24 protein-coding genes and 1 pseudogene are annotated in these 22,635 nt (G+C 51.8%); 21 read left to right on the top strand and 4 right to left on the bottom strand.

What is annotated here, in order from left to right; genetic code table 11:
* The first annotated feature begins 11 nt into the window (after positions 1 to 11).
* The 5 genes from GKC68_RS20295 (at position 12) to GKC68_RS20275 (ending at position 5,361) form a co-directional block, all read left to right on the top strand.
* Positions 12 to 476 carry a hypothetical protein gene (locus GKC68_RS20295; protein ID WP_028724166.1) on the top strand — a complete coding sequence of 155 codons (465 nt, stop codon included), beginning with the start codon at positions 12 to 14 and terminating at the stop codon, positions 474 to 476.
* Complete coding sequence (locus GKC68_RS20290) at positions 473 to 1,267, top strand: hypothetical protein (protein ID WP_028724165.1); 795 nt, start codon at positions 473 to 475, stop codon at positions 1,265 to 1,267. The genes GKC68_RS20295 and GKC68_RS20290 overlap by 4 nt, the downstream gene beginning before the upstream one ends.
* Positions 1,264 to 3,378: a type IV conjugative transfer system coupling protein TraD gene (gene traD / locus GKC68_RS20285; RefSeq protein ID WP_110021769.1), complete on the top strand. Its 2,115-nt coding sequence runs from the start codon at positions 1,264 to 1,266 to the stop codon at positions 3,376 to 3,378. Before GKC68_RS20290 ends, traD begins: the two co-directional genes overlap by 4 nt.
* On the top strand, positions 3,365 to 4,126 hold the full coding sequence (locus tag GKC68_RS20280; protein ID WP_028724163.1) for a TIGR03747 family integrating conjugative element membrane protein: 762 nt from the start codon (positions 3,365 to 3,367) through the stop codon (positions 4,124 to 4,126). Before traD ends, GKC68_RS20280 begins: the two co-directional genes overlap by 14 nt.
* 443 nt (positions 4,127 to 4,569) lie before the next feature.
* Positions 4,570 to 5,361 (top strand): hypothetical protein, encoded by a 792-nt coding sequence (locus GKC68_RS20275; protein WP_146207570.1) that lies wholly within the window; start codon positions 4,570 to 4,572, stop codon positions 5,359 to 5,361.
* Positions 5,362 to 5,559: 198 nt separating this feature from the next.
* Here GKC68_RS20275 and GKC68_RS20270 read toward each other — a convergent pair whose 3' ends face one another.
* Both GKC68_RS20270 and GKC68_RS20265 read right to left on the bottom strand, forming a co-directional pair.
* Positions 5,560 to 5,892 carry a DUF1493 family protein gene (locus GKC68_RS20270; protein ID WP_239642698.1) on the bottom strand — a complete coding sequence of 111 codons (333 nt, stop codon included), beginning with the start codon at positions 5,890 to 5,892 and terminating at the stop codon, positions 5,560 to 5,562.
* On the bottom strand, positions 5,877 to 6,338 hold the full coding sequence (locus tag GKC68_RS20265; RefSeq protein ID WP_028724160.1) for a hypothetical protein: 462 nt from the start codon (positions 6,336 to 6,338) through the stop codon (positions 5,877 to 5,879). Before GKC68_RS20265 ends, GKC68_RS20270 begins: the two co-directional genes overlap by 16 nt.
* Positions 6,339 to 6,511: 173 nt before the next feature.
* On the opposite strand from GKC68_RS20265, the gene GKC68_RS20260 reads away from it, so the two are divergent.
* The 13 genes from GKC68_RS20260 (at position 6,512) to GKC68_RS20200 (ending at position 17,615) form a co-directional block, all read left to right on the top strand.
* Positions 6,512 to 6,829, top strand: coding sequence for an RAQPRD family integrative conjugative element protein (locus tag GKC68_RS20260; protein ID WP_104933055.1), 318 nt, complete (start codon positions 6,512 to 6,514; stop codon positions 6,827 to 6,829).
* Positions 6,826 to 7,065 (top strand): TIGR03758 family integrating conjugative element protein, encoded by a 240-nt coding sequence (locus tag GKC68_RS20255; RefSeq protein ID WP_014606832.1) that lies wholly within the window; start codon positions 6,826 to 6,828, stop codon positions 7,063 to 7,065. The genes GKC68_RS20260 and GKC68_RS20255 overlap by 4 nt, the downstream gene beginning before the upstream one ends.
* A gap of 12 nt (positions 7,066 to 7,077) precedes the next feature.
* Complete coding sequence (locus GKC68_RS20250; RefSeq protein WP_104933056.1) at positions 7,078 to 7,443, top strand: TIGR03745 family integrating conjugative element membrane protein; 366 nt, start codon at positions 7,078 to 7,080, stop codon at positions 7,441 to 7,443.
* A gap of 9 nt (positions 7,444 to 7,452) precedes the next feature.
* Entirely contained in the window at positions 7,453 to 7,827 is a 375-nt protein-coding gene (locus GKC68_RS20245) for a TIGR03750 family conjugal transfer protein (protein WP_104933057.1), read from the top strand.
* Positions 7,824 to 8,483: a PFL_4703 family integrating conjugative element protein gene (locus GKC68_RS20240; RefSeq protein WP_014606829.1), complete on the top strand. Its 660-nt coding sequence runs from the start codon at positions 7,824 to 7,826 to the stop codon at positions 8,481 to 8,483. Before GKC68_RS20245 ends, GKC68_RS20240 begins: the two co-directional genes overlap by 4 nt.
* A complete protein-coding gene (locus tag GKC68_RS20235; protein WP_104933058.1) occupies positions 8,483 to 9,370 on the top strand; it encodes a TIGR03749 family integrating conjugative element protein in 888 nt (295 codons plus the stop codon). Before GKC68_RS20240 ends, GKC68_RS20235 begins: the two co-directional genes overlap by 1 nt.
* Positions 9,367 to 10,890, top strand: a complete 1,524-nt coding sequence (locus GKC68_RS20230; RefSeq protein ID WP_210456540.1) for a TIGR03752 family integrating conjugative element protein — start codon at positions 9,367 to 9,369, stop codon at positions 10,888 to 10,890. The genes GKC68_RS20235 and GKC68_RS20230 overlap by 4 nt, the downstream gene beginning before the upstream one ends.
* Positions 10,890 to 11,162 (top strand): hypothetical protein, encoded by a 273-nt coding sequence (locus GKC68_RS20225; RefSeq protein WP_210456539.1) that lies wholly within the window; start codon positions 10,890 to 10,892, stop codon positions 11,160 to 11,162. The genes GKC68_RS20230 and GKC68_RS20225 overlap by 1 nt, the downstream gene beginning before the upstream one ends.
* The gene (locus GKC68_RS20220; RefSeq protein WP_210456553.1) at positions 11,152 to 11,565 is read left to right on the top strand and encodes a TIGR03751 family conjugal transfer lipoprotein; all 414 of its coding nucleotides are present in this window, start codon (positions 11,152 to 11,154) and stop codon (positions 11,563 to 11,565) included. Before GKC68_RS20225 ends, GKC68_RS20220 begins: the two co-directional genes overlap by 11 nt.
* The gene (locus tag GKC68_RS20215) at positions 11,566 to 14,382 is read left to right on the top strand and encodes a conjugative transfer ATPase (RefSeq protein WP_342656454.1); all 2,817 of its coding nucleotides are present in this window, start codon (positions 11,566 to 11,568) and stop codon (positions 14,380 to 14,382) included.
* A gap of 11 nt (positions 14,383 to 14,393) precedes the next feature.
* The gene (locus tag GKC68_RS20210; RefSeq protein ID WP_342656453.1) at positions 14,394 to 14,798 is read left to right on the top strand and encodes a hypothetical protein; all 405 of its coding nucleotides are present in this window, start codon (positions 14,394 to 14,396) and stop codon (positions 14,796 to 14,798) included.
* Positions 14,799 to 15,845: 1,047 nt separating this feature from the next.
* Positions 15,846 to 16,952 (top strand): AAA family ATPase, encoded by a 1,107-nt coding sequence (locus tag GKC68_RS20205; protein WP_210456536.1) that lies wholly within the window; start codon positions 15,846 to 15,848, stop codon positions 16,950 to 16,952.
* Between the two features lie 6 nt (positions 16,953 to 16,958).
* Complete coding sequence (locus tag GKC68_RS20200; RefSeq protein ID WP_210456535.1) at positions 16,959 to 17,615, top strand: RelA/SpoT domain-containing protein; 657 nt, start codon at positions 16,959 to 16,961, stop codon at positions 17,613 to 17,615.
* Positions 17,616 to 17,867: 252 nt separating this feature from the next.
* Here GKC68_RS20200 and GKC68_RS20195 read toward each other — a convergent pair whose 3' ends face one another.
* Entirely contained in the window at positions 17,868 to 18,161 is a 294-nt protein-coding gene (locus tag GKC68_RS20195; RefSeq protein WP_323176028.1) for a PerC family transcriptional regulator, read from the bottom strand.
* Positions 18,162 to 18,289: 128 nt separating this feature from the next.
* On the opposite strand from GKC68_RS20195, the pseudogene GKC68_RS20190 reads away from it, so the two are divergent.
* Positions 18,290 to 18,607, top strand: a pseudogene (locus tag GKC68_RS20190) (ATP-binding protein); the annotation flags it as partial.
* A 388-nt stretch (positions 18,608 to 18,995) separates the two neighbouring features.
* Complete coding sequence (locus tag GKC68_RS20185; RefSeq protein WP_210456534.1) at positions 18,996 to 19,247, top strand: CRISPR-associated endonuclease Cas2; 252 nt, start codon at positions 18,996 to 18,998, stop codon at positions 19,245 to 19,247.
* Between the two features lie 148 nt (positions 19,248 to 19,395).
* On the opposite strand, the gene GKC68_RS20180 is transcribed toward GKC68_RS20185, so the two are convergent.
* Complete coding sequence (locus GKC68_RS20180) at positions 19,396 to 19,722, bottom strand: NIPSNAP family protein (RefSeq protein WP_210456552.1); 327 nt, start codon at positions 19,720 to 19,722, stop codon at positions 19,396 to 19,398.
* A gap of 300 nt (positions 19,723 to 20,022) precedes the next feature.
* Between GKC68_RS20180 and GKC68_RS20175 the strand changes: the two genes are divergently transcribed.
* Complete coding sequence (locus GKC68_RS20175; protein ID WP_210456533.1) at positions 20,023 to 22,458, top strand: ATP-binding protein; 2,436 nt, start codon at positions 20,023 to 20,025, stop codon at positions 22,456 to 22,458.
* The last annotated feature ends 177 nt before the right edge of the window (positions 22,459 to 22,635 follow it).

Raw genomic sequence — 22,635 nt, 5'->3', positions numbered from 1 at the left:
GGTCATCTGTTATGCGTATTTTCTTCAGAACCGTGCCGGTCGCTGCCATTAACCTGCTGCAGTCACTGAACGCAGGCCGTGCATTCAAATCCCTGTTCCTCCTTTTGCTCAGCCTGCTGAATTATATGTTACTGCTGTTTATGTACCTGCTGAAGCCCGTGTTCCTCTGGCCATTGATGTTCCTGTCCGCTGTCCTGACCCTCCTCATGATGGCGGTTCCGGTTCTTTTGTTTGCCAGTCCGGTTTTTACCCTGAGTAGCGCCTGCAGCGGGCTGTTAAAGGTAATCCATCAGTTTCCTGAGATGTGGCCGGTGTTAATCCTGCTGAGTCTCCAGGCCGACATGCTGCTGTTTTTGCGTCGCGAATATAACCGCGAATTTACGAGAATGCGCGATCGTATATACGGACGGGAAATCGTTCATGCCGGGTCGGGTTGCGGTGGTGATTTAACACATAAGCAAAGAGGCGAGTCATGAGCGGATTCCTGTCGAAAATTGACGCAAATCCGCCACACTGGGCAGGCGAGCTTATCGACGCCTGGGATGACACACTGCTTTATCAGTACGCTGGTTTTCTCACACGGCATCACTGGACGGAATCCGGCACGATCAACGTCTTCTGCATCAAAGGCACATCGCATCCGGATTATCAGGGCCTCAGCTGGTCTGAGTTTCTGCACCAGGGCAAACATATGGCAAGTAACCTTGCCCTCATTGAGAGCAATCAGGCTTACTATGAGTGCTACACGTCTTACTATTGTGAGATAGCAGCCAAACAGCCCGCTATGTGTTTTAACAGCTACAACGGCATAGACTGGTATGTTGGCGCAGACGGCAATCACCGTGCCGCCCTGGCACGATTTTTGTTTCACTACCTGGGAAAGTCTTATCTGCACGGAGTGCAACTGAATCATTATGAGTTCAATGTGCCGCTTCTTGACGTGTTTCTCGCCCTTAGGGAAGAGCTGAGTCTGCACACGGCGCAGGGTTTTTTTATGGACCTGAGCGTGAATCGCGTTCACCGCTGCAGAGAGAGTAATCCTGGCTGGAAAACAGACATTTACTCCACCTCCCTTTATTTCAGCACCGGCTCGTGGAGCCGGCGTTATGAGCAAAATCCGGCTGTCAGAGCTGTCAGCGAAGCCCGTGAAATTACTGCTCCTGCTGAGGGCATTGAGCTGCTGGTTGCGCTCAGGCTCTGGCGTGAACGGCGCATGGCTGAGCGTAAGGGTGTTTTCAGCTGGCTGTCTGGCAGGAGAGATGCATGAGCGATCGCTATGTCATGGAGTCGCTGCTCCGCCCCGCCGTCGAGATGTATTCAGCAACCGTTGCCGGCAGCGCCACGTTTATCTGCCTGACCGCCCCCTGGTCAGTTGCGCTGGCGCCCTCGGTAAGCTGGGTGACTGCTGCGGGCTTTGGCGTGCTGGCGCTGAAGCGCACTTCTCAGGGATTAAAAATACTGCGCTACCGGCGCAATATTCGTCGCCTTTCCCGCTATGCGCTGACCAGCGATCAGATACCCGTCAGTCGACGGCACCTGTTCCTCGGCAAAGGTTTTCAGTGGTCGCCCCGGCACACGCAGCGGCTGATGGAGGCCCGCCGCCCGGAGTGCGAAATCTACGTCCAGCCCTCCGTCATGTACCGCATGGCCCGGGAGCTGGAAAAAAAGATGGAGTACAGCCTGCCGTGGCTGTGCCGGTTGACGTCGGCCGACTCCGCCATCAATCCGTTCCGGCCGCTGCCGCCGGTCGGCGGAAGTTCCGTTTATCACGGGGTTGAGCCTGATGAGGTCAACGTTATGTCTGACCTGGGCGAGCGCGTGGGCCATATGCTGGTCATGGGCACCACCCGCGTTGGCAAAACCCGCCTGGCGGAGCTGATGATCACCCAGGACATCCGCAGGCGCAACGCTGCCGGCGAATTTGAGGTGGTTATTGCTTTCGACCCCAAAGGTGATGCTGACCTGCTGCGGCGCATGTATGCCGAATCGCACCGTGCCGGACGTCAGAACAATTTCTGGGTGTTTCATCTGGGCTGGCCCGACATCAGCGCCCGCTATAACGCCGTGGGCCGCTTCAGCCGTATCTCCGAGGTGGCGTCGCGCGTCGCGGGTCAGCTCTCCGGCGAGGGTAACTCTGCCGCCTTCCGTGAGTTTGCCTGGCGGTTCGTTAACATTATTACCCGTGCGCTGGTCGCCCTTGGCCAGCGTCCGGATTACAGCCTGATCCTGCGTTACGTCACCAACATCGGCGAATTGTATGAGACCTATGTCGATAATCTGCTGAGCGAAAAGGCTCCAGAGCTGGTCGCTTCGATGCAGGCTAAGATAGCGCTCCCGTTAGCGGACAGAGATCTGCCCCGACACCTCCAGGGGCGGGAGAACGGCAAGAAAATCTGGGCATCTGAGCAGGTGCTCGGCAGTCCTGAGGGTAAAAAGCTCTGGGACCCGGTCCTCGATGGCCTGCGCAGTGCGGTGCAGTATGACCGGACGTACTTCGATAAAATCGTGGCGTCGCTGCTGCCGCTGCTGGAAAAGCTCACTACGGGCAAGACGGCCGCGCTTCTGGCACCTGATTACACCGACCTCAGCGACCCACGTCCGATACTCGACTGGCACAACATCATCAAGTCACGCGGCGTGGTTTATGTCGGCCTCGATGCACTGTCTGACCCGGTAGTGGCCGCCGCCGTGGGTAACAGCATGTTTGCCGACTTGGTCTCTGAAGGTGGCCATATCTATAAGTTTGGTCTGGGCGATGAGGGCGACAAAAAAGCCGGTAAGGCCGTCATCAACCTGCACTGCGACGAGTTTAACGAGCTGATGGGGGATGAGTTTATTCCGCTCATCAACAAGGGCGGCGGTGCCGGCTTCCAGGTCACGGCCTATACGCAGACGCTGTCCGACATTGAGGCCCGTATCGGGAATGCGGCCAAAGCCAGCCAGGTCATCGGTAACTTCAACTCCCTGGTGATGCTCCGTGTGAAAGAGAAAAACACGGCCATGTTGCTGACCGATCAGTTGCCTGAGGTGGGGGTGTATCAGAAAACCCTGACGTCAGGCGTAACCGACGTCTCCCGCCCGGGCGAAGGTACGGACTTCAACAGCAACGTCAGCGATCAGGTGACGCTTGTCAAAGTGCCTATGATAAGCCCCTCTGACATCATCAACCTGCCGAAAGGCCAGGCCTTTGCCCTGCTGGAAGGCGGACGGCTGTGGAAAATCCGTATGCCGCTGCAGGTCAGCGATGACAGTGACCGCTTTATGCCGGCGAGCCTGAAACAGCTGGCTGACGCGATGGAGAAAAACTACCACAGCGGCGAATCCTGGTGGACGGGTGGCGACGCCTGTATTCCGGGAGGCCTTCATGTCCCAGAATGACGGCGGGAATACCCGGCAGAGCGCTCCCGCTAAACACAGACACCCGGGTCCTTTTACGCTACTGCTGTGGGACCTGCCGCTGAGCCTCATCGGCATCCTGATTGGTTCGCTGTTCGTCAGCCTTGGCGTGGAGTACGCCTGTATCACATTCCTGTGGCCGGACGAGGGGGCGGCGCACAGCTATCAGGTGATGCTGGCCGAAAGCCACTGGCTTTCTTCGGGGTATACCCGAAGCCTGCTGATGGCCACGCCGGTGGACACCATCACCCGATGGGTTCAGGCCGCCTGGCACTGGCTGTTTGTGGACAGCGGATTCAGTCACTGGCTGGCCTCTTTCAGGGAAACGGGCCGGAAAGGGAGCGGTTTCATTCCGTCCCTGAACGGCTTCGGCGCATCCCTCATCAGCTGGCTGGGAGAGTACCTGCAGGCCACGCTCTGGGTGACGCTGATTTTCTTTATCCGGGTGATGATCCTGTTTCTCAGCATCCCGCTGTTCGGGCTGGTCATCATCACCGGCATCGTTGAGGGGCTGGTCAGGCGCGACCTGCGTCGCTACGGGGCGGGCTACGAATCGAGCTTTGTCTATCACCATGCCAAACGGTTCGTTAAGCCGGCGCTGTACGGCCCCTGCATGCTGTATCTGGCCTGGCCGACAGCTGTCTGGCCGAATCTTTTTTTGCTGCCTTCTGCGCTGCTGGCTGGCGGTGTGCTGGCCGTCGTGACGGCATCGTTTAAAAAATACCTCTGATGTGATGTGTGATTACGGGAACATGCCCGAAGGCCTGCGCTGCTGCAGGCTTTTTTTTAGTCAGATGATGCTGTTAGCTAAAATAAGAAATGAAGAAAATTACATCCAATAGATAATCTTGCTTTTAATTTAACTTAAGAAATTCTTTGTGTTATTGGAGGTTGATTATAAAAAATTTTTCTCTAACACGATAAAATATATGATTACCAAGTGTAGCAGACGTCAACTTTACCTTTTCTGAAGTTAGTAATCATTGTAAATTTATTGTAAAGGTAGTGAGTGAAGATAATGTTCTGTCCCAGAAAAAAAGGTGATTTCAGGAGAAGATGGTGGGTGATAAAGATTATTCAAGACTTTCCAAAGTTCTATGGCAGTAAAGCTCCCGGACTCTGGGGTGATTTGCTAATTATTAAATTTTGAATGTGAATACGAAGAGATGAAGAATGAATAAACTATTAATAACATCAGTTGTTTTATTTTTGAGCGGCTGCTCGGCTTCATTTAATCACCCCGCGCCTACCAAATATCGAGATGCAAGTGATTTTGCAGATGCTGTCTTGGGTGGTAGCGGCTGCATGGGGGTAGGTAATTACGCTTACAGCCCTGGACGTATTACGGTCAGTCCCCATGGAGTTAAAGAATTTTCGGTTAGTCATTATTTTACCGATGTATCCAGATGTAGTTTAGGCAGCTTTAAAAAAGAGCTGGAAAGATTTTGTCAGTTTCATGGTGGTGAGTTTGAAACAGATGATACTAGTGGGGACTGGTGTGTAAAAAATAACAGACCATTATTTTATTCTTATAAATATGGTGTTAAAGAAAAGTCCGATGTTCTTACTGACAATCAGTGGGATAGTTTGGCACGTTCAGAGTTGGGCTTCATTACTAAGAAAGAATATGAATCTCAAGTTGAAAATGAAGTCTCACGTAAGCATGTAAAACAGGTGGCATTGGAGTTGCAGAAAAAAATGAGAATGAATGAATCTGTTAATGCTTCGGTAGGCGATTTTATCTGTACTGAAGATTTAGAACATCAAAATGAGTACTATCAGGGGCCTGTTTACTTTGGCGGTTACGTTGAAGCCAAAGCTAACAAAAAATTAAAAGTCAGGGTTGTGTGGCATGGAAGAAGAGACCTGAACATTGTAAACGGCAACAATCCCGACCCAATTATTTGGACATCTCCAAAAGGATGGTTCCATTGTGATAAAGAGGTCATTGGCAAACTACCGTAAGTTACTTTTGCCTAAAAATGCAATGGATTGCCTTAATAGTAAAGACATTAATTCTCTACTGAAACTTCAGCGCCCGTCTTCAGCCGACTGAATGTGAATTTCTACGATAAGAAGAACGGGTTCCTGAAGATCGATTCACATGTATTGTGGTAGTAAGGATTTTGATGGAGTTCCTTACCACGCCAGCGTTCGTCATCATTATGTGTAAAGCCAGTGGCCAGCCCGGGCCGAATCAATGAGCATGCTGACCGTAAGCGGCTTATGAGGGTCCGGAATCTCCCCTGTTCCTGGCAGTTCCGGATGGACGTAATTTCTGATATCAAAACCCAGACTTTCGACGTTCCAGCGCTCAAAATACTCATGCATCAATGCTCCTGCCGTCTCTATAGTCAGCTTCAGGTCGTCCCGGAGGCTGGTTTCTGCCGTAACAGGCAGACGTTCGCCCCAGAAGATAAAGCGACGGCGGGCATAGTTATCTCTCACAAAGGTAATGATTTCTTCACTCAGGCTGTCCATTAAAAATAGGTCCATTGAATACGGTGTTCCGGCCGGGCAACCCGGTTGTAGGTGTTGCGGATATCGTTAAAGATGTTGTAGACCGTGGTAAACGTCATTATCCAGCCCAGCCACGGGACATTCCGGCCAACGAACGCCCCCAGATGGTTGGTCCAGCTCACGTGCAGTTGACTGATGGTTTTGCCGTTGAGCGTCGGCAGTAACATGCCTTTTGGAAAACGGTAATTCAGCAGATATCGGGAAGCCAGAGAGGCGACTGACGTGCCTTTGGTTGCGCTACCGGGTTTTGCGCGGGTGGGAATAAGAGGCTGTCCTGCCAGAACCAGTGCCGCGTCGGTGGCCGCCAGACCGAGATGCTCACTCACCACCTGTACGCCTACAAGCCAGAACAACTGGACGTGGGTAACATTGCTGTATCCGCCATAGAAATACGTGCCATTAAGCTCTTCGGTCGTGTCCATGTGCCTTCAGCTCCGGATATGAATGCATTATTTGATTAATCATCGCCCAGCCGGTGCGGTTTTCGCCAGAAACAATCTGCTTTTATTTTCAGAAATCCATAAAGATTTTACTGCTGTCAGGCGGTGGCGGTTGCGGCACTCTCACCCTCATCTGATACCCGGGAGAGCCGTACATGCGCCGTTTACCCCCTTTCATTGCACTCCTCGTCTGCGTCATGCCGGCCGTGGCGTGTCATGCCTCCGAAAAGGACGAGCTCGCGCTGGTGATGCGCCAGTTGGATCAGGTCCAGGCGGGCCTTGACCGCGCCCGCGTGGTGGCGAACCAGAATCAGGATGCCCGCTTTTACTTCGACTATCAGCAGGCCACCCGCGATATCGCCACCATGAAGCAGGGCATTTCCACCTACCTCGAGCCGTCCCGGGCACAGCCTAACACCGGCTCAGCCCCGGTGACCGGGCAGTACCGGGCACAGGAGCAGGCCTGGCGATGAACGGCGCACAGACCTCCGGCTGGGCGGCGGGCACCGGCGGCAGCCTAACGCCTTCACAGCTGAATATCCTCATCCTGAGCGCGCTCGCCATCGTCATCCTGCTGTTCTCTGCCTGGGCGTTGGTCCAGGCGTACCGGGGCCTTGCGTCTAAAACGGTGACGTTTCGGCAGTTTACCGAGACGTTTATCCGTCTGGCGCTTCTGTGGCTGCTGACCCTGTTTTTCTTCTTTAACTGAAAGGACACCACCATGAAATTTCGTTTTATCAGGCTCTGCCGTGCCGCACGACTTCGCGCCACGCTGCTGATTCTGCCACTGTTTCTGGCTGCCGGTCAGGCCCGGGCAGGCCTTCCGCCCGTACAGCCGCCCCCCGGTGGCGGAGGTGGAGGAGCCTGGAACACCTGGATGGCCTACTTAAAAATGGGCGCACTGGGTCTTGGTCTTCTTGTCACTGTCGCAGCATTCCTGGCCGTTGCGCACGCCGTCATTACTTCGTTTCACGATGTCCGTAAAGGCAAAGGCACCTGGACCGAATTTGTTCTTTACTGCGTCGTGGGCATCATCCTCATCCTCGTGGTGATTTATCTCGCAACCCAGGCAGCAGACGTTCTCTGAGGAGCAGTGATGGCCGTTATCGACTTTCTCCCCGACCGGCTCAATTACCCGCCCGTGGTGTACCGGGGATTTACCGCCGGCGAGTTTCTGCTTGCTGCAGGCACGGGCAGTATCGCGGGGATACCGCTGGGCATACCGCTTTGTCTGGTGCCGCACGTCGGCTGGCTGGCATTTCCGACCTGCATGCTGCTGATGCCGATTCTGACTGTTTTTTTCGGCGGAAGCTGGATTGCTGCCTATAAGCGCGGCAAGCCTGAGAACTATATCTGGCAAAGGCTGGAGCAAATACGCTGCCAGTTGGGCCTGTCGCGCTCGATGATTCTGGCCAGCCGCGCCTGGGAGCTGCAGCGCACGTCCGCACGCGCTATGAGGAGGTCCACATGAGCCGGTTTCGTAACGGTATCACGGCGCGTGATAACCACATCTTTTCCCTGCGGATTTTCTGCGTGCTCTTTTTCGCCGGCATGCTGGTCACCTCAGTCGGCTGGATGCGTGCGCCCTCGGATATGACTATCCATATCCCGCCCGACCTGCGCTCGGGCAGCACGCAGAAATGGTGGGTTATTCCGCCTTACACGGTGTACGCCTTTGCGTTCTACATCTTCCAGCAGCTTAACGCCTGGCCGACCAACGGTGAGGTGGACTATTCGGCGAAGATTGCCCAGCTCAGCCCTTACCTGACGCCGTCCTGCCAGGATTTCCTGAACAGGGACTATGAGTTTCGTAAAAACAGCGGCGAGCTAAAGGACCGCGTGCGCGTGGTGTATGAAATTCCCCGTCGCGGCTACAGCGACAGCAGCGTCGACATCCTGAGTGACGATCGCTGGGTGGTCCGGCTCGACCTGATAGCTGACGAGTACTACCACGCCGAGAAGGTCAAGCGGGCTCTTGTTCGTTATCCCCTCAAAGTCGTGCGCTGGGAAGGTGATCCGGCGCGCAACCCGTTTGGCATGGCGCTTGACTGCTATGCCTCCACGCCGCAGCAGCTCGAAGCCATGCCGCAGGTTGAGCCAGAGAAAAAATCAGGAGTCTTCCAGTGATGATACGTCCTCTGATACTACTGTGCCTGCTGCTGGTCTCTGGCCTGACGCAGGCGGTTGAGCTCATGAAGTGGGAGCGTATTCCGCTGCAGATACCGCTCACCGTCGGCCAGGAGCGCATCGTGTTCGTGAATAAAAACGTGCGAGTGGGGTTCCCGCCAGCCCTCAACGGAAAAGTGCGTATTCAGAGCACCGGCGGCGCGGTGTACTTCGATGCCAGAGAGGCCTTTCCGGTGACGCGCATTGAGCTGCAGAGCAAGGAAAACGGCGAAGTCATCCTGCTTGACGTCAGCGCCGTGCCCGGCAAGGTGACGCGTGAACCGGTGAAGCTGGTTTATGACGGTGAAGTGGCTACGGCAACGGCCAGTGACAGGCAGTCGGTGAGCGGCGATGCCGGCAGCAGCAGTAAAAACACTTCTTCGGCGTCGGGTACTGACACTGCGCCGGCACGCAAACCACCAAAACTCAGCGCTCCGCTGCCGGTGGTTCTGACCCGCTATGCCGCACAGAGCCTCTACGGGCCGGTCCGCACCGTGGAGCCGGTGCCGGGCATCAGCCCCGTGTCACTGAAGCTGCCATCGTCCATTACGACGCTTATGCCCGGCGAGCCCGTGTCGGTCACGCCGATGGCTGCCTGGAGCCTGCTGGGCGACAGCGTGGTGGCGCTGCAGGTGCGTAACCGCTCGGCCGGTAAGGTGGTCCTCGACCCGCGTGAGCTGCAGGGCCAGTTCGAGACGGCGACCTTTCAGCACCGCTGGCTGGGCCGTGCCGGCACGCCGGAAGACACAACTGTCGTGTACCTGGTCATTCAGGGACGCCCTGAAGGCGCGTTTATCGTTGAACCCGTCTCAGTCATGCCCAAAACGGCGCGGAGGGCGAAGAAATGAGCCAGCCCGGCACAAACCTGATAGTGAAAATTGCGGTGCCTGTGGTACTGACCGTCGCCATCGTCGTGGGCGTCAAATCCTGCTCGGATTCAAAGGAAAAAACGACGTCGACGCAAAAAAACACCAATGCAGCGCTGAAAGACCTGACGCCTGATGAGCTCAAGGCGCTGGGCGTAGAAGGCGACACGCCGCAGGATACCCTGCGCACGATAGTGGGCAATTTTCGCCGCGTTCAGGACCGCCTCGATACGCTCGCCAGTGACAACAAAAAGCTGAACGAAGAAAACACGGAGCTGAAAAAGACCAACAGTAACGTGGATGCACAAATCAACGAGGCGGTGACAAACGCCCGGGCTGACGAGGCCGAGAAGCGGGCCAAACTCAGCGCACAGGTTTCCGACCTCAGTTCGCAGGTCGGTCAGATGCTTGAGCAGCTTAAAAACGGGAATTCGGGCTCGCCGGCTAAGCCCACTTCAACCGGCAGCGACATCCCGATTGGTCTGGGCTATGACAACGGCACCAGCGGCAGCGTCGCGATGTCAGCCCCTGCCTCAGACGGTCTGCAGTGGGTCGAACCCAAAGACGGACTCCCGGTGGATGCCAGCGGCAAACCCGTTACCGACAGCAATAAAAACAGCGCGACCGGCTTCTCGTTTGCCTCGTCGTTCAGTGAAGCGGGTGACGCCGGTAAGCAGGCCGGCGCAGCGGTTTCCACAGCTGTCAGTCAGGCCGTGCCGGATGCGGTGAAGCCCGTCGATCCGGTGTTTACGCTGCCGGAAAACTCCACGCTGGTCGGCAGTCGCGCCATGACGGCACTGCTCGGCCGCGTTCCCATTGACGGCAAAGTCACTGATCCGTACCCGTTCAAGGTCATGTTAGGCAAAGACAACCTGACGGCCAACGGCATCGAGCTGCCGGACGTTCAGGGTGCCATCGTGTCCGGCACGGCGACCGGTGACTGGACGCTGTCCTGCGTGCGCGGGTCCATTACCAGCATCACGTTTGTGTTCGCGGACGGCACGGTGCGTACGCTGCCGTCGCCGGACAGTCAGAACGCCAGCGGTAATAACCAGAATTCACAGAACAGCAGCGGAAACGGCAATAACAGTATCGGCTGGCTGTCGGATGACAACGGCATTCCCTGCATCTCCGGCACCCGTAAAAGCAACGCCTCTACCTATCTGCCGACTATCAGCCTGCTGGCCGGCGCTGCCGCTGCCGGCGATGCCCTTTCACAGAACCAGATGACGGGCCAGACCAACGCCATGGGCGGCGTGACGCAGACCCTGACCGGTGATGCGGGACAGGCCGTGCTGGGTAAATCGCTGTCCGGGAGCATGAAAGAAACCGTGGACTGGGTAAAACAGCGTTATGGCCAGACGTTTGACGCGATATACGTGCCGCCGGGTCAGACCGTGGCGCTGCACATTACCCGCCAGCTGGCGATCGACTATGAAGAAAAAGGCCGTAAGGTGAAGTATGACTTCAGCCTGGCAGGCTCAGGTACGGGGATGGACTGATGAACAGCCAAAGTAAAGACAGCAGTGAGCTTGAGTACCGTGTGGGTTATACCCCGCTAAGTGGCCGACTGTATGCCGGCTTCGTCCGGCGAGATACAGGCAAGTGGGAAGCTGAACCGCAGGACGTGACGGACTGGGCCATGCTGGCCGTCGCGCAGAAGCTGGTTCGTGAAGATACTGATGTTCTGCTCAGGCAGGCGGACGGCCGCATCCTGCGCCTTTCAGCAGTCATTTCTGAGATGCACACGCTGGAGGCTGATGATGAAGAATAATGCCTTAATTTTGCTCATTCTGAGCGGGACAGTTGCCCTGATGCTGAGCGGCTGCAGCACCTCCAAAGATGAAATGCTGCCGCCGGGCGACAGCACCATGCTGGAGCTCTGGAACAACGGCGCCTCAACAACCCACGCCACCGCTGAAAGCCGCGCCACGCTGCGCCGGCCAGTCTCAGACAGTGAGCGTACGATCGGACAGCAGACCCGGGACAGCTACAGCCGCACCCAGGAAAATGAAATTCAGCAGACGTTTCCGCGCCTGCCCAATCCGGACATGGTGATGTATGTGTTTCCGCATCTGGCCGACGGCAACACGCCGGTGCCGGGCTACAGCACCGTGTTCCCGTTCTACAGTCAGGTGCAGTATGCGCTGCCCGGCGAACGCACGGAGGCGCTGTAAATGGCCTTTAGTCTTTTTCGCCGCAGCCGTGAAGCGCAGACTGAACATCAGTACGGTCACGGACCGTTCTCGGTTGAGGGCCATGAGCCGATCACCCGTGACGGCCGGCTGACGCACACCGATGAATCAGGTCTTTATGCCACCGGTCCCTCCATTATTGACCACGTTCCCTGGGGGGAATACCTGCCGGAACACCAGTGCATCCTTCTCGACGACGGCGTTTCTGTGGGGGCTGTATATGAGATCAATCCCGTCGGCACCGAAGGTCGTCCCGAATGGCGTCTGGAGGAAATCCGCAACGTGGTGGAAAACGCCCTGCAGGACAGCATTCCCGAGCTGGACTCACATCAGTGGGTGGTGCAGTTCTTCTGTCAGGACGACACCGATCTGTCGGCTTACATGGATTCCTTACGGGCCTATGTAAAACCCCACGCACAGGGGACGGCGTTTACCGAGGCCTGGCTGAACGAGCAGGAGAGGCATCTCAAAAACGTTGCCACTGAAAAAGGTCTCTTCGTGGATGAAACCGTGACCGGTGCGCCCTGGCGCGGGCAGATACGTCGTACGCGCATGGTTGTATACCGCTGGGTGGAAAAGCCTTACCGCGATCCGATGGCGCCGGAAGTTTTACTGAATCAGGTCTGCGACCGTCTGACCTCCGCATTCAAAGGTGCCGGCATCCTTTCTGTGCGCCAGAACGGCGAACAGATACACAGCTGGCTGCTGCGCTGGTTCAACCCGGCCCCTCAGTGGACGGACAAAGCCACGCTTTACCGCTGCGCCCGCCACCGCGACGACGCGCCCGGCGACCTGCCGCTGCTCAATGACTTCAGCGAAAGCCTGTGGTTCACCCGGCCTCGCAGCGATGCAGACAAGGGCATCTGGTGGTTTGATAACGTCGCCCACAAAGCGGTGCCGGTAGCCCGACTCCGTAAAAGTCCTCAGACCGGACACCTCACGGGTGAAGTTAAACGTGGCGAAAAGATTAACGCCATTATGGACCTGCTGCCGGAAGGCACCGTGCTGGCCATGACGCTCGTCGTACAACCCCAGGACAGGCTTGAGAAGGATTTTTCCCGTCTCAGTAAGAGCTCAATGGGAGAAAACGTCGATTCCATGCGGGCCCGCGAGGATGCCGCCACGGCCCGCACGTATCTGGGTAACAAACACAAGATGTACCGGGCGGCCATTACCCTGCTCATAAAAGGTCAGGATGAGGCCGCACTGAGCGAACGCTACCTTGAACTCAGCAGTGAGCTGCTGAACTGTGGACTGGAGCCGGTTAATCCGGAACACGATATCGGCCCGCTCAGCACGTACATGCGGGCGCTGCCGATGTGCTTTAACCCGCAGCACGACCGCCAGAACTGGTACACGCGCCTGATGTTTGTTCAGCACTTCGCCTGTATGGTGCCGTTTTACGGGCGCGATACCGGCACAGGCCATCACGGCCTGTCCTTTTTTAACCGGGGCGGCGGTCCTCTGTCAGTTGATCCGCTCAATAAAGCGGACCGCACCCAGAACGCGCATCTTATATTGTTTGGTCCGACCGGTGCCGGCAAGTCTGCCACGGTGGTGGACAAGATGACGCAAATGGCGGCCATCTACCGGCCTCGCATTGTCCTGGTCGAAGCAGGCAACAGTTTCGGCCTTTTCGGTGACTACTGTGCGTCGCTGGGCCTCAGCGTTCACCGTGTCAGCATTAAGCCCGGTAAAGCCGTATCGCTGGCACCCTTTGCTGACTCACACCTGTTGCTGGAAGTGGAGCCCGAAAAGCTGCTCATCCACGAGGAGGATTTACCGGAAATAGACGCTGACGTTGTGGATGAAGATGAGGATGATGAAGACGGTGAACGTGATGTTCTGGGAGAAATGGAAATTGCCGCCCGCCTGATGATTACCGGTGGAGAAGCCGCAGAAGAATCCAGACTGTCGCGTGCCGACCGGGGAATGATCCGCGAAGCTATCATGAATGCCGCCCGTAAGGCTTATGCTGAGTCCCGTCAGATGCTGCCCGAGGACCTGATGTTTGCGCTGCAGGACATCGCTCATGATGCCAGCCAGGGCGCTGACGGCCGGGAGAAACGCACGCCGGCCCGACGCGCACGCGCCGAGGAGATGTCAGAGGCGCTGCGTATGTTCACGGAAGGCTTTGAGGGTGACCTGTTCAACAAGCCAGGCACGCCCTGGCCTGAGGCCGACGTCACCATCGTTGACCTTGCCACGCTTGCCCGGGAGGGCTATGAGGCCCAGCGAGCCGTGGCGGTGATTTCCCTGCTGAACACCATTAATAACATCGCCGAGCGCGATCAGTATCTGGAAAGGCAGATTATCGTGGCCATTGATGAGGGGCACATCGTCACTACCAACCCGCTGCTCGGACCCTATGCCACGAAAATCGCCAAAATGTGGCGTAAGTTAGGTGCCTGGTTGTGGATTTTTACCCAGAACCTTGAAGACTTTCCGGACACGGCCAAAAAAATGCTCAACATGGCAGAGTGGTGGATTTGTCTGGTCATGCCCCCGGCAGAGGTTGAGCAGATTGCACGCTTCAAGACGCTTAAAGATGAGCAAAAGTCCATGCTGCTTTCGGCCAAAAAACTTCCCCAGAAGTATACCGAGGGCGTCATTCTTTCCGTTAACACGCAGGCCTTGTTTCGGGCCGTACCGCCGAGCCTCTACCTGGCGCTGGGCATGACGGAAAAAGAAGAGAAAGCAGAACGCCGGGCCATCATGAATGAATTTAAATGTACGGAACTTGAGGCCGTTTACCATGTTGCACGTCGTCTTGACGAGAGCCGTGGTCTTATTCACTGACAGGGGATTTTATGAAAAAACTGACCATGGCGCCGCCACTGGTTGTCGAGGACAAGGCTTTAATCGCCACTGTCATTTTTACCGTCCCGCCGCAGGGGCAGGCATCGGTCGGTGAGACGGATAACCGTGCCATCGTGCAGCTCCGGGAGGAGATAGGTCAGCGCCTTGAACATCCCTTACTGGTATCGGTTTATCCGCATCGCGTCGGGCGCCGCAGCTGCACGGCCGTGCATCTCTCCGGTGCCAATAACAGGGCTCTGGATATTCTCATTACCGTCACGGGCAATACGCTATGGCCAACCGAGGGGGATTACAGGACCGGCATCCGCTGGAATATTTGCGTGCCAGATGCGACAGATATGCTCTGGGTGCTAAAGGAGATAGACCGCGCGACTGAAGCTGATATGTGTCATTAAACAGACCCTCCGTTATCGCCCGGCACCGGTGTGTGGTGTCGGGCGGGAACGGAGGCTGCGGGTGCGGGCGGCACAGAGCCCGCGAATATTACGATTCACACTAACGCTGCTTTTTTTAGGTTTTAACGAATGGCTTTCATGTGAAATCTACATACATCGCTCACAAATTTGTGATTTTAATAGATTAGACAGATTAACTTGCTTGATTATTTTTCCAGCATCTAATATATCATTTTATAAGTTTGTGACTTCATAGCGAAAGGATGAATTATGAGTCTAAAACTTGGTCCTAAATGAATTGCTGATTCGACAGGGAAACCTGATCAGCTTCAAAGAAAGAATAAAAAACTCCCGGTAATAATCCGGAAGTTAAGCCCAGTAAACCTAAAGGTAGATAGTGTCTTAAAGGCATGTCAAATCGATGTCCTTTTTTAAATTCTTACGTAAGGTGCATTAGCGTCAACCTTGTAATTAGAAGGAGTACATTCACAATAACCATGATTAAAAATCACGCAATGTGATTATTACCTTTCTTGACTAATTATTTGTCACCTACGGTGTAAATTAATAAAATTCTATCAGAGTGACTTAATATTTAGTCAATTCAGATAGTTGTTAATCAATCCTATTCGATTTGAAAAAATCTAATTTAGTGCAATTGCATTTCCCGTTTCACTAAGTAGATGTAGTTTAAAACTCTATAACTGCTTTATCCCAAGAGCAGACTTCGCTTGCATAATGACCCTGTGCTGAAGTATATGAATAAAGATGGTTGTTTCACTGTTAATGACTTGGAAATTATTTTTTATCAATGAGTTGCTATTACAATGGTCTCTCACCATCTAATTGCGGTGATATGCTCTTGCAAATTAGTTAATTCCAAAGTCATTTATTGGAATCTATAGGAAGCATTAGGATGAATGTTTATTTAATCTTATAAAATTTCTTGCTAACTTAAAGAGTATTTGTTTATATAAACCAAGCTTTGGAATTTAAATTTCCGTGGCCGATTTTTTTGATTAAGGTTACCTTTGAGATGATAAATAGATGAAAACAATATCTGTATTTAATAATAAAGGTGGTGTGGGAAAAACCACATTAACTTATCATATAGCTCATTCCATATCTGAAATGGGCTTCAAAGTTTTAATGATCGATGCTGACCCACAGTGTAATTTAACAATATACTCTTTAAAACAAGAGTTTATTCATGATTTATGGGCTGAGGAAGACACTTTTATTGATGAGGGATTCGAATATGCTCATAATGCACTATCTTCTAAACAATATGACAAAATTATCTCGAAACCAAGAAGTTTACACTTCCTTCTTAAACCCACAGAAGAAGGTACTGGAGATCATAATAAACTTCCTCCGCCAGCAACACTAACAGATAATTTAGACATTATACCGGGAAGACTGACGCTACATCTTTATGAGGAGAAAGTTGCTGGGCGCTGGACCGATCTTTACCGTGGAGATCCATTAGCAATAAGAACCATAACGAAGATTAGAAATATAGCTGAAGAGTACACAAAATTATATAATTACGACTATGTTATTATTGATACATCCCCAAGTCTTGGTTCATTAAATAAGGTTATAATATCCACTGTAGATGGATTCTTTGTTCCTGCTCTGCCTGATTTATTTAGCCTTTATGGAATTAAAAATATTGGCAAATCTTTAGCAGCTTGGAAGGACGAGTTTGATACGATCTACAAACTTATTTCAAATGAAAAAAGGCATGTTTTTCCTGAGAGATTCGTACGTTTCTTAGGGTATACTATTTACAATGCTAAAAAATACACAGGCACAGAAACCAAATGGAATTTAGCACGAGCACATCTCAATTACGCAGAAAAGATTCCACAAACAATACACGATAACATCAGTGCATCCTTGAGAGATAATATACCAGAGAAGCTACTCGAAGTTCCGATAGGTGATACAGCTATTATGCATACTCATAATACTTTTCCCTCGATGGCACAACACTACAACGTTCCTATGTGGTTAGTTCCAGACTTAGGTAATATCGAGCCTGAACATATTGATACCTTACGTGGATCGCGAAAAAAATATATTGATACTCAAGTTGGATATCATGATTTTACAAAAGAGCTCTTAGAAAGAATAAAACTATTAGGGTGAGCGCATATGAAAATTGATAAAATCATAGAGAATTACGCCGCTGAAGAACATCTTTTTAAAATATTCATGACCACTGTAGTGAATATGTTCCAACACGAACCAAGTCTCAATCAATATGGCACTCCAATTATCCATACTATAAAAAGTAGGTTAAAGGACAAAGATCACCTTAGAGATAAAATATTAAGAAAACAGAGTGATGAAAATCCAATTACAGAAGAAAATTTTTTCGAGCGCGTAACTGACCTTGCGGGTGTGAGGGTTTTACATCTCTATCAAGATCAATTTATAAATATACATAATTTCATTGAGCGTCAAATCGAAAAAGGGGAATGGTACTATAGGGAACTTCCCGTTGCGTATACATGGGACCCAGAGTGTAGAGAATACTTTACCAATTTAGGTTTAGAAACAAAAATTAGAGAATCATATTATACAAGCATACATTATCTTATCAAACCAAAAGAAGACTCTTTGTTAACATGTGAGGTCCAAATAAGAACTCTCTTTGAAGAAATATGGGGAGAGATCGATCACACAATTAACTATCCCAAAAAGACTGAAAACGTTTCTTGTCGGGAGCAGTTGAGAGTTCTTTCAAAATTAGTTTCTACAGGAACTAGATTAGCAGACTCTATTTTCAGGACACATAGTCAAGAATAGTTAAACCCCATGAGTTAAAACACTCATGGGGTTTAAAATCTAATATGTATTTAATTGTAAATATATTACTTTTTAACCTTATTTAGATTAAAGCGATTTTTATTTTAAAATTTCAATTAAGGAAAATGAAATGCATTTAAAAAAATCCTCCTAACCCTTGGGGTTGTACCAATGCTGTCAGAATTTAAATAGCGTTATCAAGATTTTTCTGAAATTTTTGATATCCACGCTGTTCTCTAAAAGAAAAAATCACTAGTTGAAAACTACACCTATAAAGCGATCCTTTTTTTCATAAAAATTTTCGCTTAAAAAACAATCTATCTTTAGGAGATCGCCAATAAAGCGCTGAATATTTTTGAATCTGTAACCTTCATTGTAGCGCTGTCGCGCCTTATACAGTCGTCTCGACTCAGCGCGCCGCCCGGCGATCAATTCTCTTTCTGCATCGTTTTTGGATCCATCCATCACTGCCAGCCAGCGTCGTGCGGCACGGTGCCAGAGGCCGCGTTCTTCAAGTGATTCAGCAATGCTGTCTTCCAGTTTCATTGATTTTTTGCTCGTATTAATCAGCCTGATCGTATCCGCTATTCTTCCTGGCTCCCGTTATGACTTCTTCATTTAACCCTTAATCAGCATCAGGAAAATGGCTCTGAAAACACTACAGGAGCATTCTGATGCGACATCCCTTCGAACTCGACCCCGAAATCATTCACCACATCATACACAGCCAGGCCGGCTCCGTGGCCAAAGCCCTTATCGAACTCATCATGAACAGCATCGATTCCGGCGCGGGTGCGGTCATTCTGGAGATTCCCCCGGAGGGCTTCGCCTGCCGTGACGACGGTCATGGTTTTGCTTCACATGACGATGTGAAACGCTATTTTGGCCGGTTCGGTAAGCCACACCGCGAAGGCGATGCCACCTATGGAGGCTTTCGCCTCGGGCGTGGCCAGATTATGGAGCATGCCCGGACTGTCTGGCGATCGCAGCGCAGGCATATGTATGTTCGTTCCGTGTCAGAAGCGCAAGCTCTTAATATCGTCTAATATCATTCTCCTGAAGGTAGATCAGAGTAATTTTCTATTCGCTCCTGTTTCTCTGTATCAATACATGCCTATTAGATTGTTAAGTTCGTAATCTTGAGTAGCATTTACATACCCCTAGTCTAATTTAGGCATTCATCTCCCCCTTTATTCTTGTACATGAATCAGCAACGGTCCCTAGCCAAAACCAAACAAGAATTGATAGGTGATATTGTTAACTGTCTGATTTAGAACAACTAAATATGGATTGGCATGTTATCAATTACGCTTTATATTGTGATCAGAGTTAACCTGAACACTTCTGGGCTCGTTTAAAAAACACAAAGAGAGGAACGTTATGGCACTATATTTTGTTAGTTACGATTTAGTTAAAAACAAAGATTACTCAAAAATTATTGACGAATTAAAAAGATTAGGTGCTCGGCGCATGCTAGAGTCCTATTGGTGTTTAACTCGCCCTACATCAGGTGAATCAAAAAATCTACGAGATCATTTTAAGCAATTCATTGATAACGACGATCGCCTCGTTGTATCAGAGGTAACTGATTGGGCTGGGTTTAATATGATGGATAATCCTAATAACCTTTGATGATAGAATGCATGGCTGGTAAGAACCCAGCCATCATATTTAAATATCTAGCCAGCCACTCAATGTTGTTAGGAAAACTTTAGCAGATATTTTTGATAGCTCAATTTGATTGACAATCACCCTTGATTTTCATAGAATAGTTCTAGGATTATATTCGTATTCCATTCACACTTACCGATGGTAGGTTCACCACTGTTTTAATACTGTTTTCGATACAAAGAATTATGTTTTCGCGTGGGCCATTGCTCCACTCAGAGCTTGTATAAAAGGCATCAAGAACCTTAGCCATACTTTTTTCGCTGTTAAAGGCGCGAATCAGATAGTAGTAATCCGGGTCATGCAGCGAGTTACCGAACGCAACAACATCGATCCCGTAGCTTTGATGAAGGGGAACACTAATTTCCTGCATAATAAGGTGAAAAACGGCCCCTTTACCTTTATGTAATTTGTATTGCATTATTTCAACTGTTTTTATCACCGTTCCCCCTACATTGGCTTAACGAAAAATACTATTTTCAAACTTTATCATCACCTACTAAAAATAACTATCAGAACAAGTTTTATTTAATTTAATCCTATGCACATAAGAAATTTATTCATATTTCCTGATTATTCATTTTTTTAGCAGAAAAATTTCCAGTTTCACTGTATCTTCTGTCTTTCATGTCTGTCCTGATCTTGCCCGTTATTCTTTCACATCCGCATTATGACTTCTTCATTTAACCCTGATTCCGCGTCGGGAAAATGGCCCTGAACCCACAACAGGAGCATTCTGATGCGACACCTCTTCGAACTCGACCCTGAAATCATTCACCACATCATCTACAGCCAGGCCGGCTCCGTAGCCAAAGCCCTCATCGAGCTCATCATGAACAGCGTTGATGCCGGCGCGGGGGCGGCCATCCTGGATATTACCCCGGAGGGCTTCACCTGCCGTGACGACGGTCATGGTTTTGCTTCACATGACGATGTGAAACGTTATTTTGGCCGGTTCGGCACGCCACACCGTGAAGACGATGCCACCTACGGTCGTTTTCGCCTCGGCCGTGGCCAGATTATGGCGCATGCCCGGACCGTCTGGCGCTCGCAGCGCTGGCAAATGGAGGTCGACACGCGGGTAATGGGTTATGAATATGAACTGACAGAACCCGGAGAGATTCAGGAGGGGTGTGCCATCAGTGGTGACTGGTATGAGCCGATGTCCACTCAGGAGCGTATGTCCTGCATGCAGGAAATTCGTGATCTGGTGCGTTACACGCCCGTCTCGGTCAGCCTCAACGGCAAGGTGATTACGCGTAAACCGGAGCTGGAAAAATGGGACGCTGAGGATGACGCAGCCTGGTATCGGCTGCGGGAAGAAGGCGCTGTGTCCATTTATAATCAGGGCGTGCTTGTCAGGCATGACCCGGGCCATAACTGGGGCGTTGGCGGCCTTATCGTGAGTAAAAAAGCCATTGCGCTAAACGTGTCGCGCACTGAGATTCTGCGCAAGAGCTGCACGGTCTGGAAGCAGATAGCAGCAAAATTCAGCGGGCTGGCTCAGGCCTTTTCTGACAACACCGGCAGCCACCGCAAAACCGAGTCACGCCGTGAGAAAACCGCCCGGGCGCTGCTTGCCGGTGAGGGAGACCTGCAGACGCTGGTTAACGGCGAAGAGGTGATTACGCTGCTCCCGGGCAAACAGCACGTTACCCTGGAGCACTTCCTGCGCAAATGCCGCTACTATCCCTCTGCCGTCGATAAAAACTGTTTTACTGTGGCTGAGTATGCACGGGACGTCCCGCGCGGGGAGCTTATTGCGCGTGCCGGCATCGCGCCGGTCATTCACCCGGTGACGCTGACGCGCTTTAACTGTGACGGCACGGACGATTTTATGGACTGCATGCGTCGCGTGCGCGACAACCTCATCGCGTACCGCGCACAGCTGCCGTCTTCCGGCCGCTGGGGAATGCCGTTCAGCTCAGAGCTGCAGCTTATTGATTTTGACACGCTCAGCGCGAATTTTGTTGACCGCACGCAGATGGTGAGTGAAACGACGCTGGATAAGGAAACCCGCAGGGCCTGGACGGCGCTGCGCTACTGCCTGGCCCAGTATGCCCGGGTGTGTTCGGGCGGCGAGCGCGGGAGCACCTCCCGGGCTTACGGCGGCGTGCGGTTCCAGATTCTGCTGGGCGAGTCGACGTCGGCCGACGCCTGGACGGATGGTGAGACGTACATCGCGTATAACACTGATATCGTGCGTCAGCTTAAAACCGACGCGCTCAGAACGGCCAGTCGCCTCTTCAGCCTGACGGAGCACGAGGTGGCACATGAAGGTGACAGCATGGACTGCGGCCACGATGAGGGATTTTATCAGCGGTTTCACGATATCAGCACAGCGTGTGCAACTGATCGTCAGCATTTTATGCACGTCTGGCTGATGAAATACACGACCAGCCTTGAAGGTGCCGGTAAACGCGCGAAAGGCCAGGCGTGGAGTGAGCGTTACCTGACTGAACGCGCCAGCACCGGTCGTGAAAGGAACGGCCTGCCCGGGATTATCAGTGCTGACAGCCTGGCTGATGATGTCGGGGCGGCTGTCGAACCGGAGGACGGTAACCTTCTGACCTTCCTTAATCAACAGCTCGGAGTAGCGGGTACGCAGTCACCTGAATCCGGCGACTGGGCTGACGTCGTGGCTGCGGGGATCGAGGAGGCCGGCGTCGCCCGCGAACGCAGGGCTGAGGAGAGAAGAATTCACGAGGAGGAGTTGGAAGCTTACAAAGCATCGCCCGAATACCTGCAGCTTATAAAAGAACAGACCGAGTATTTTGGTGCCTCTGAGCAGGAAGAGCGAGAGTTCATGGCGTCCAGCCGTCTTCGTTTACTTGAGTCTCTTCCCGGCGCAACCCCTGAAAACCTCACGCAGGAAATTTTAGAATATCTTGTCTACATCACAGATACAGATGAAGAGGAGCTGGATGCCTGGCAGCGAAAAACATGGGAACAGCCCGGCGGATACCGACCTCTGCCCACAGCAGACGACACCGCTTCAGCTGTTCAAAAGTCAGATACCCGACCAAAAGACAGCCTCCCGGAATCATGGCTGCCGTACGTTAATGAGGGTGAGACACGCGAAACGATTGAGCGCAATGCGGCCGCTGCAGGATTTTACTGGGAGCTTGATTATCTTGAATGGCGGCATTCAAACGAGACTGGCAGACTGAATTAATAAATAAAAAAAGGGGCCAGTAAGGCCCCTAAACGCGTTTGTCTCAGTCATCGAATTTTTAATTAATGGGTTATCACAACTTGCCACTCTGTTATCGACACTGCCAACGTTATCTTTAGCTGTTTACGTTGATGATATGAATGAAAATCAATATTTACTTTCTTATTTAAGAATGAT

The organism is Pantoea sp. RSPAM1, from assembly GCF_038816185.1.
GTDB classification, from domain to species: domain Bacteria; phylum Pseudomonadota; class Gammaproteobacteria; order Enterobacterales; family Enterobacteriaceae; genus Pantoea; species Pantoea ananatis.
Note: the sequence above shows the minus strand (reverse complement) of the source record. Positions and strands in the feature narration are given on the sequence as shown.

Excerpts from the sequence above, each read along its gene's own strand:
- GKC68_RS20295 (WP_028724166.1), top strand. The coding sequence starts at position 12 with ATGCGTATTTTCTTCAGAACCGTGCCGGTCGCTGCCATTAACCTGCTG.
- GKC68_RS20290 (WP_028724165.1), top strand. The coding sequence starts at position 473 with ATGAGCGGATTCCTGTCGAAAATTGACGCAAATCCGCCACACTGGGCA.
- traD (WP_110021769.1), top strand. The coding sequence starts at position 1,264 with ATGAGCGATCGCTATGTCATGGAGTCGCTGCTCCGCCCCGCCGTCGAG.
- GKC68_RS20280 (WP_028724163.1), top strand. The coding sequence starts at position 3,365 with ATGTCCCAGAATGACGGCGGGAATACCCGGCAGAGCGCTCCCGCTAAA.
- GKC68_RS20275 (WP_146207570.1), top strand. The coding sequence starts at position 4,570 with ATGAATAAACTATTAATAACATCAGTTGTTTTATTTTTGAGCGGCTGC.
- GKC68_RS20270 (WP_239642698.1), bottom strand. The coding sequence starts at position 5,892 with ATGGACCTATTTTTAATGGACAGCCTGAGTGAAGAAATCATTACCTTT.
- GKC68_RS20265 (WP_028724160.1), bottom strand. The coding sequence starts at position 6,338 with ATGGACACGACCGAAGAGCTTAATGGCACGTATTTCTATGGCGGATAC.
- GKC68_RS20260 (WP_104933055.1), top strand. The coding sequence starts at position 6,512 with ATGCGCCGTTTACCCCCTTTCATTGCACTCCTCGTCTGCGTCATGCCG.
- GKC68_RS20255 (WP_014606832.1), top strand. The coding sequence starts at position 6,826 with ATGAACGGCGCACAGACCTCCGGCTGGGCGGCGGGCACCGGCGGCAGC.
- GKC68_RS20250 (WP_104933056.1), top strand. The coding sequence starts at position 7,078 with ATGAAATTTCGTTTTATCAGGCTCTGCCGTGCCGCACGACTTCGCGCC.
- GKC68_RS20245 (WP_104933057.1), top strand. The coding sequence starts at position 7,453 with ATGGCCGTTATCGACTTTCTCCCCGACCGGCTCAATTACCCGCCCGTG.
- GKC68_RS20240 (WP_014606829.1), top strand. The coding sequence starts at position 7,824 with ATGAGCCGGTTTCGTAACGGTATCACGGCGCGTGATAACCACATCTTT.
- GKC68_RS20235 (WP_104933058.1), top strand. The coding sequence starts at position 8,483 with ATGATACGTCCTCTGATACTACTGTGCCTGCTGCTGGTCTCTGGCCTG.
- GKC68_RS20230 (WP_210456540.1), top strand. The coding sequence starts at position 9,367 with ATGAGCCAGCCCGGCACAAACCTGATAGTGAAAATTGCGGTGCCTGTG.
- GKC68_RS20225 (WP_210456539.1), top strand. The coding sequence starts at position 10,890 with ATGAACAGCCAAAGTAAAGACAGCAGTGAGCTTGAGTACCGTGTGGGT.
- GKC68_RS20220 (WP_210456553.1), top strand. The coding sequence starts at position 11,152 with ATGAAGAATAATGCCTTAATTTTGCTCATTCTGAGCGGGACAGTTGCC.
- GKC68_RS20215 (WP_342656454.1), top strand. The coding sequence starts at position 11,566 with ATGGCCTTTAGTCTTTTTCGCCGCAGCCGTGAAGCGCAGACTGAACAT.
- GKC68_RS20210 (WP_342656453.1), top strand. The coding sequence starts at position 14,394 with ATGAAAAAACTGACCATGGCGCCGCCACTGGTTGTCGAGGACAAGGCT.
- GKC68_RS20205 (WP_210456536.1), top strand. The coding sequence starts at position 15,846 with ATGAAAACAATATCTGTATTTAATAATAAAGGTGGTGTGGGAAAAACC.
- GKC68_RS20200 (WP_210456535.1), top strand. The coding sequence starts at position 16,959 with ATGAAAATTGATAAAATCATAGAGAATTACGCCGCTGAAGAACATCTT.
- GKC68_RS20195 (WP_323176028.1), bottom strand. The coding sequence starts at position 18,161 with ATGAAACTGGAAGACAGCATTGCTGAATCACTTGAAGAACGCGGCCTC.
- GKC68_RS20185 (WP_210456534.1), top strand. The coding sequence starts at position 18,996 with ATGGCACTATATTTTGTTAGTTACGATTTAGTTAAAAACAAAGATTAC.
- GKC68_RS20175 (WP_210456533.1), top strand. The coding sequence starts at position 20,023 with ATGCGACACCTCTTCGAACTCGACCCTGAAATCATTCACCACATCATC.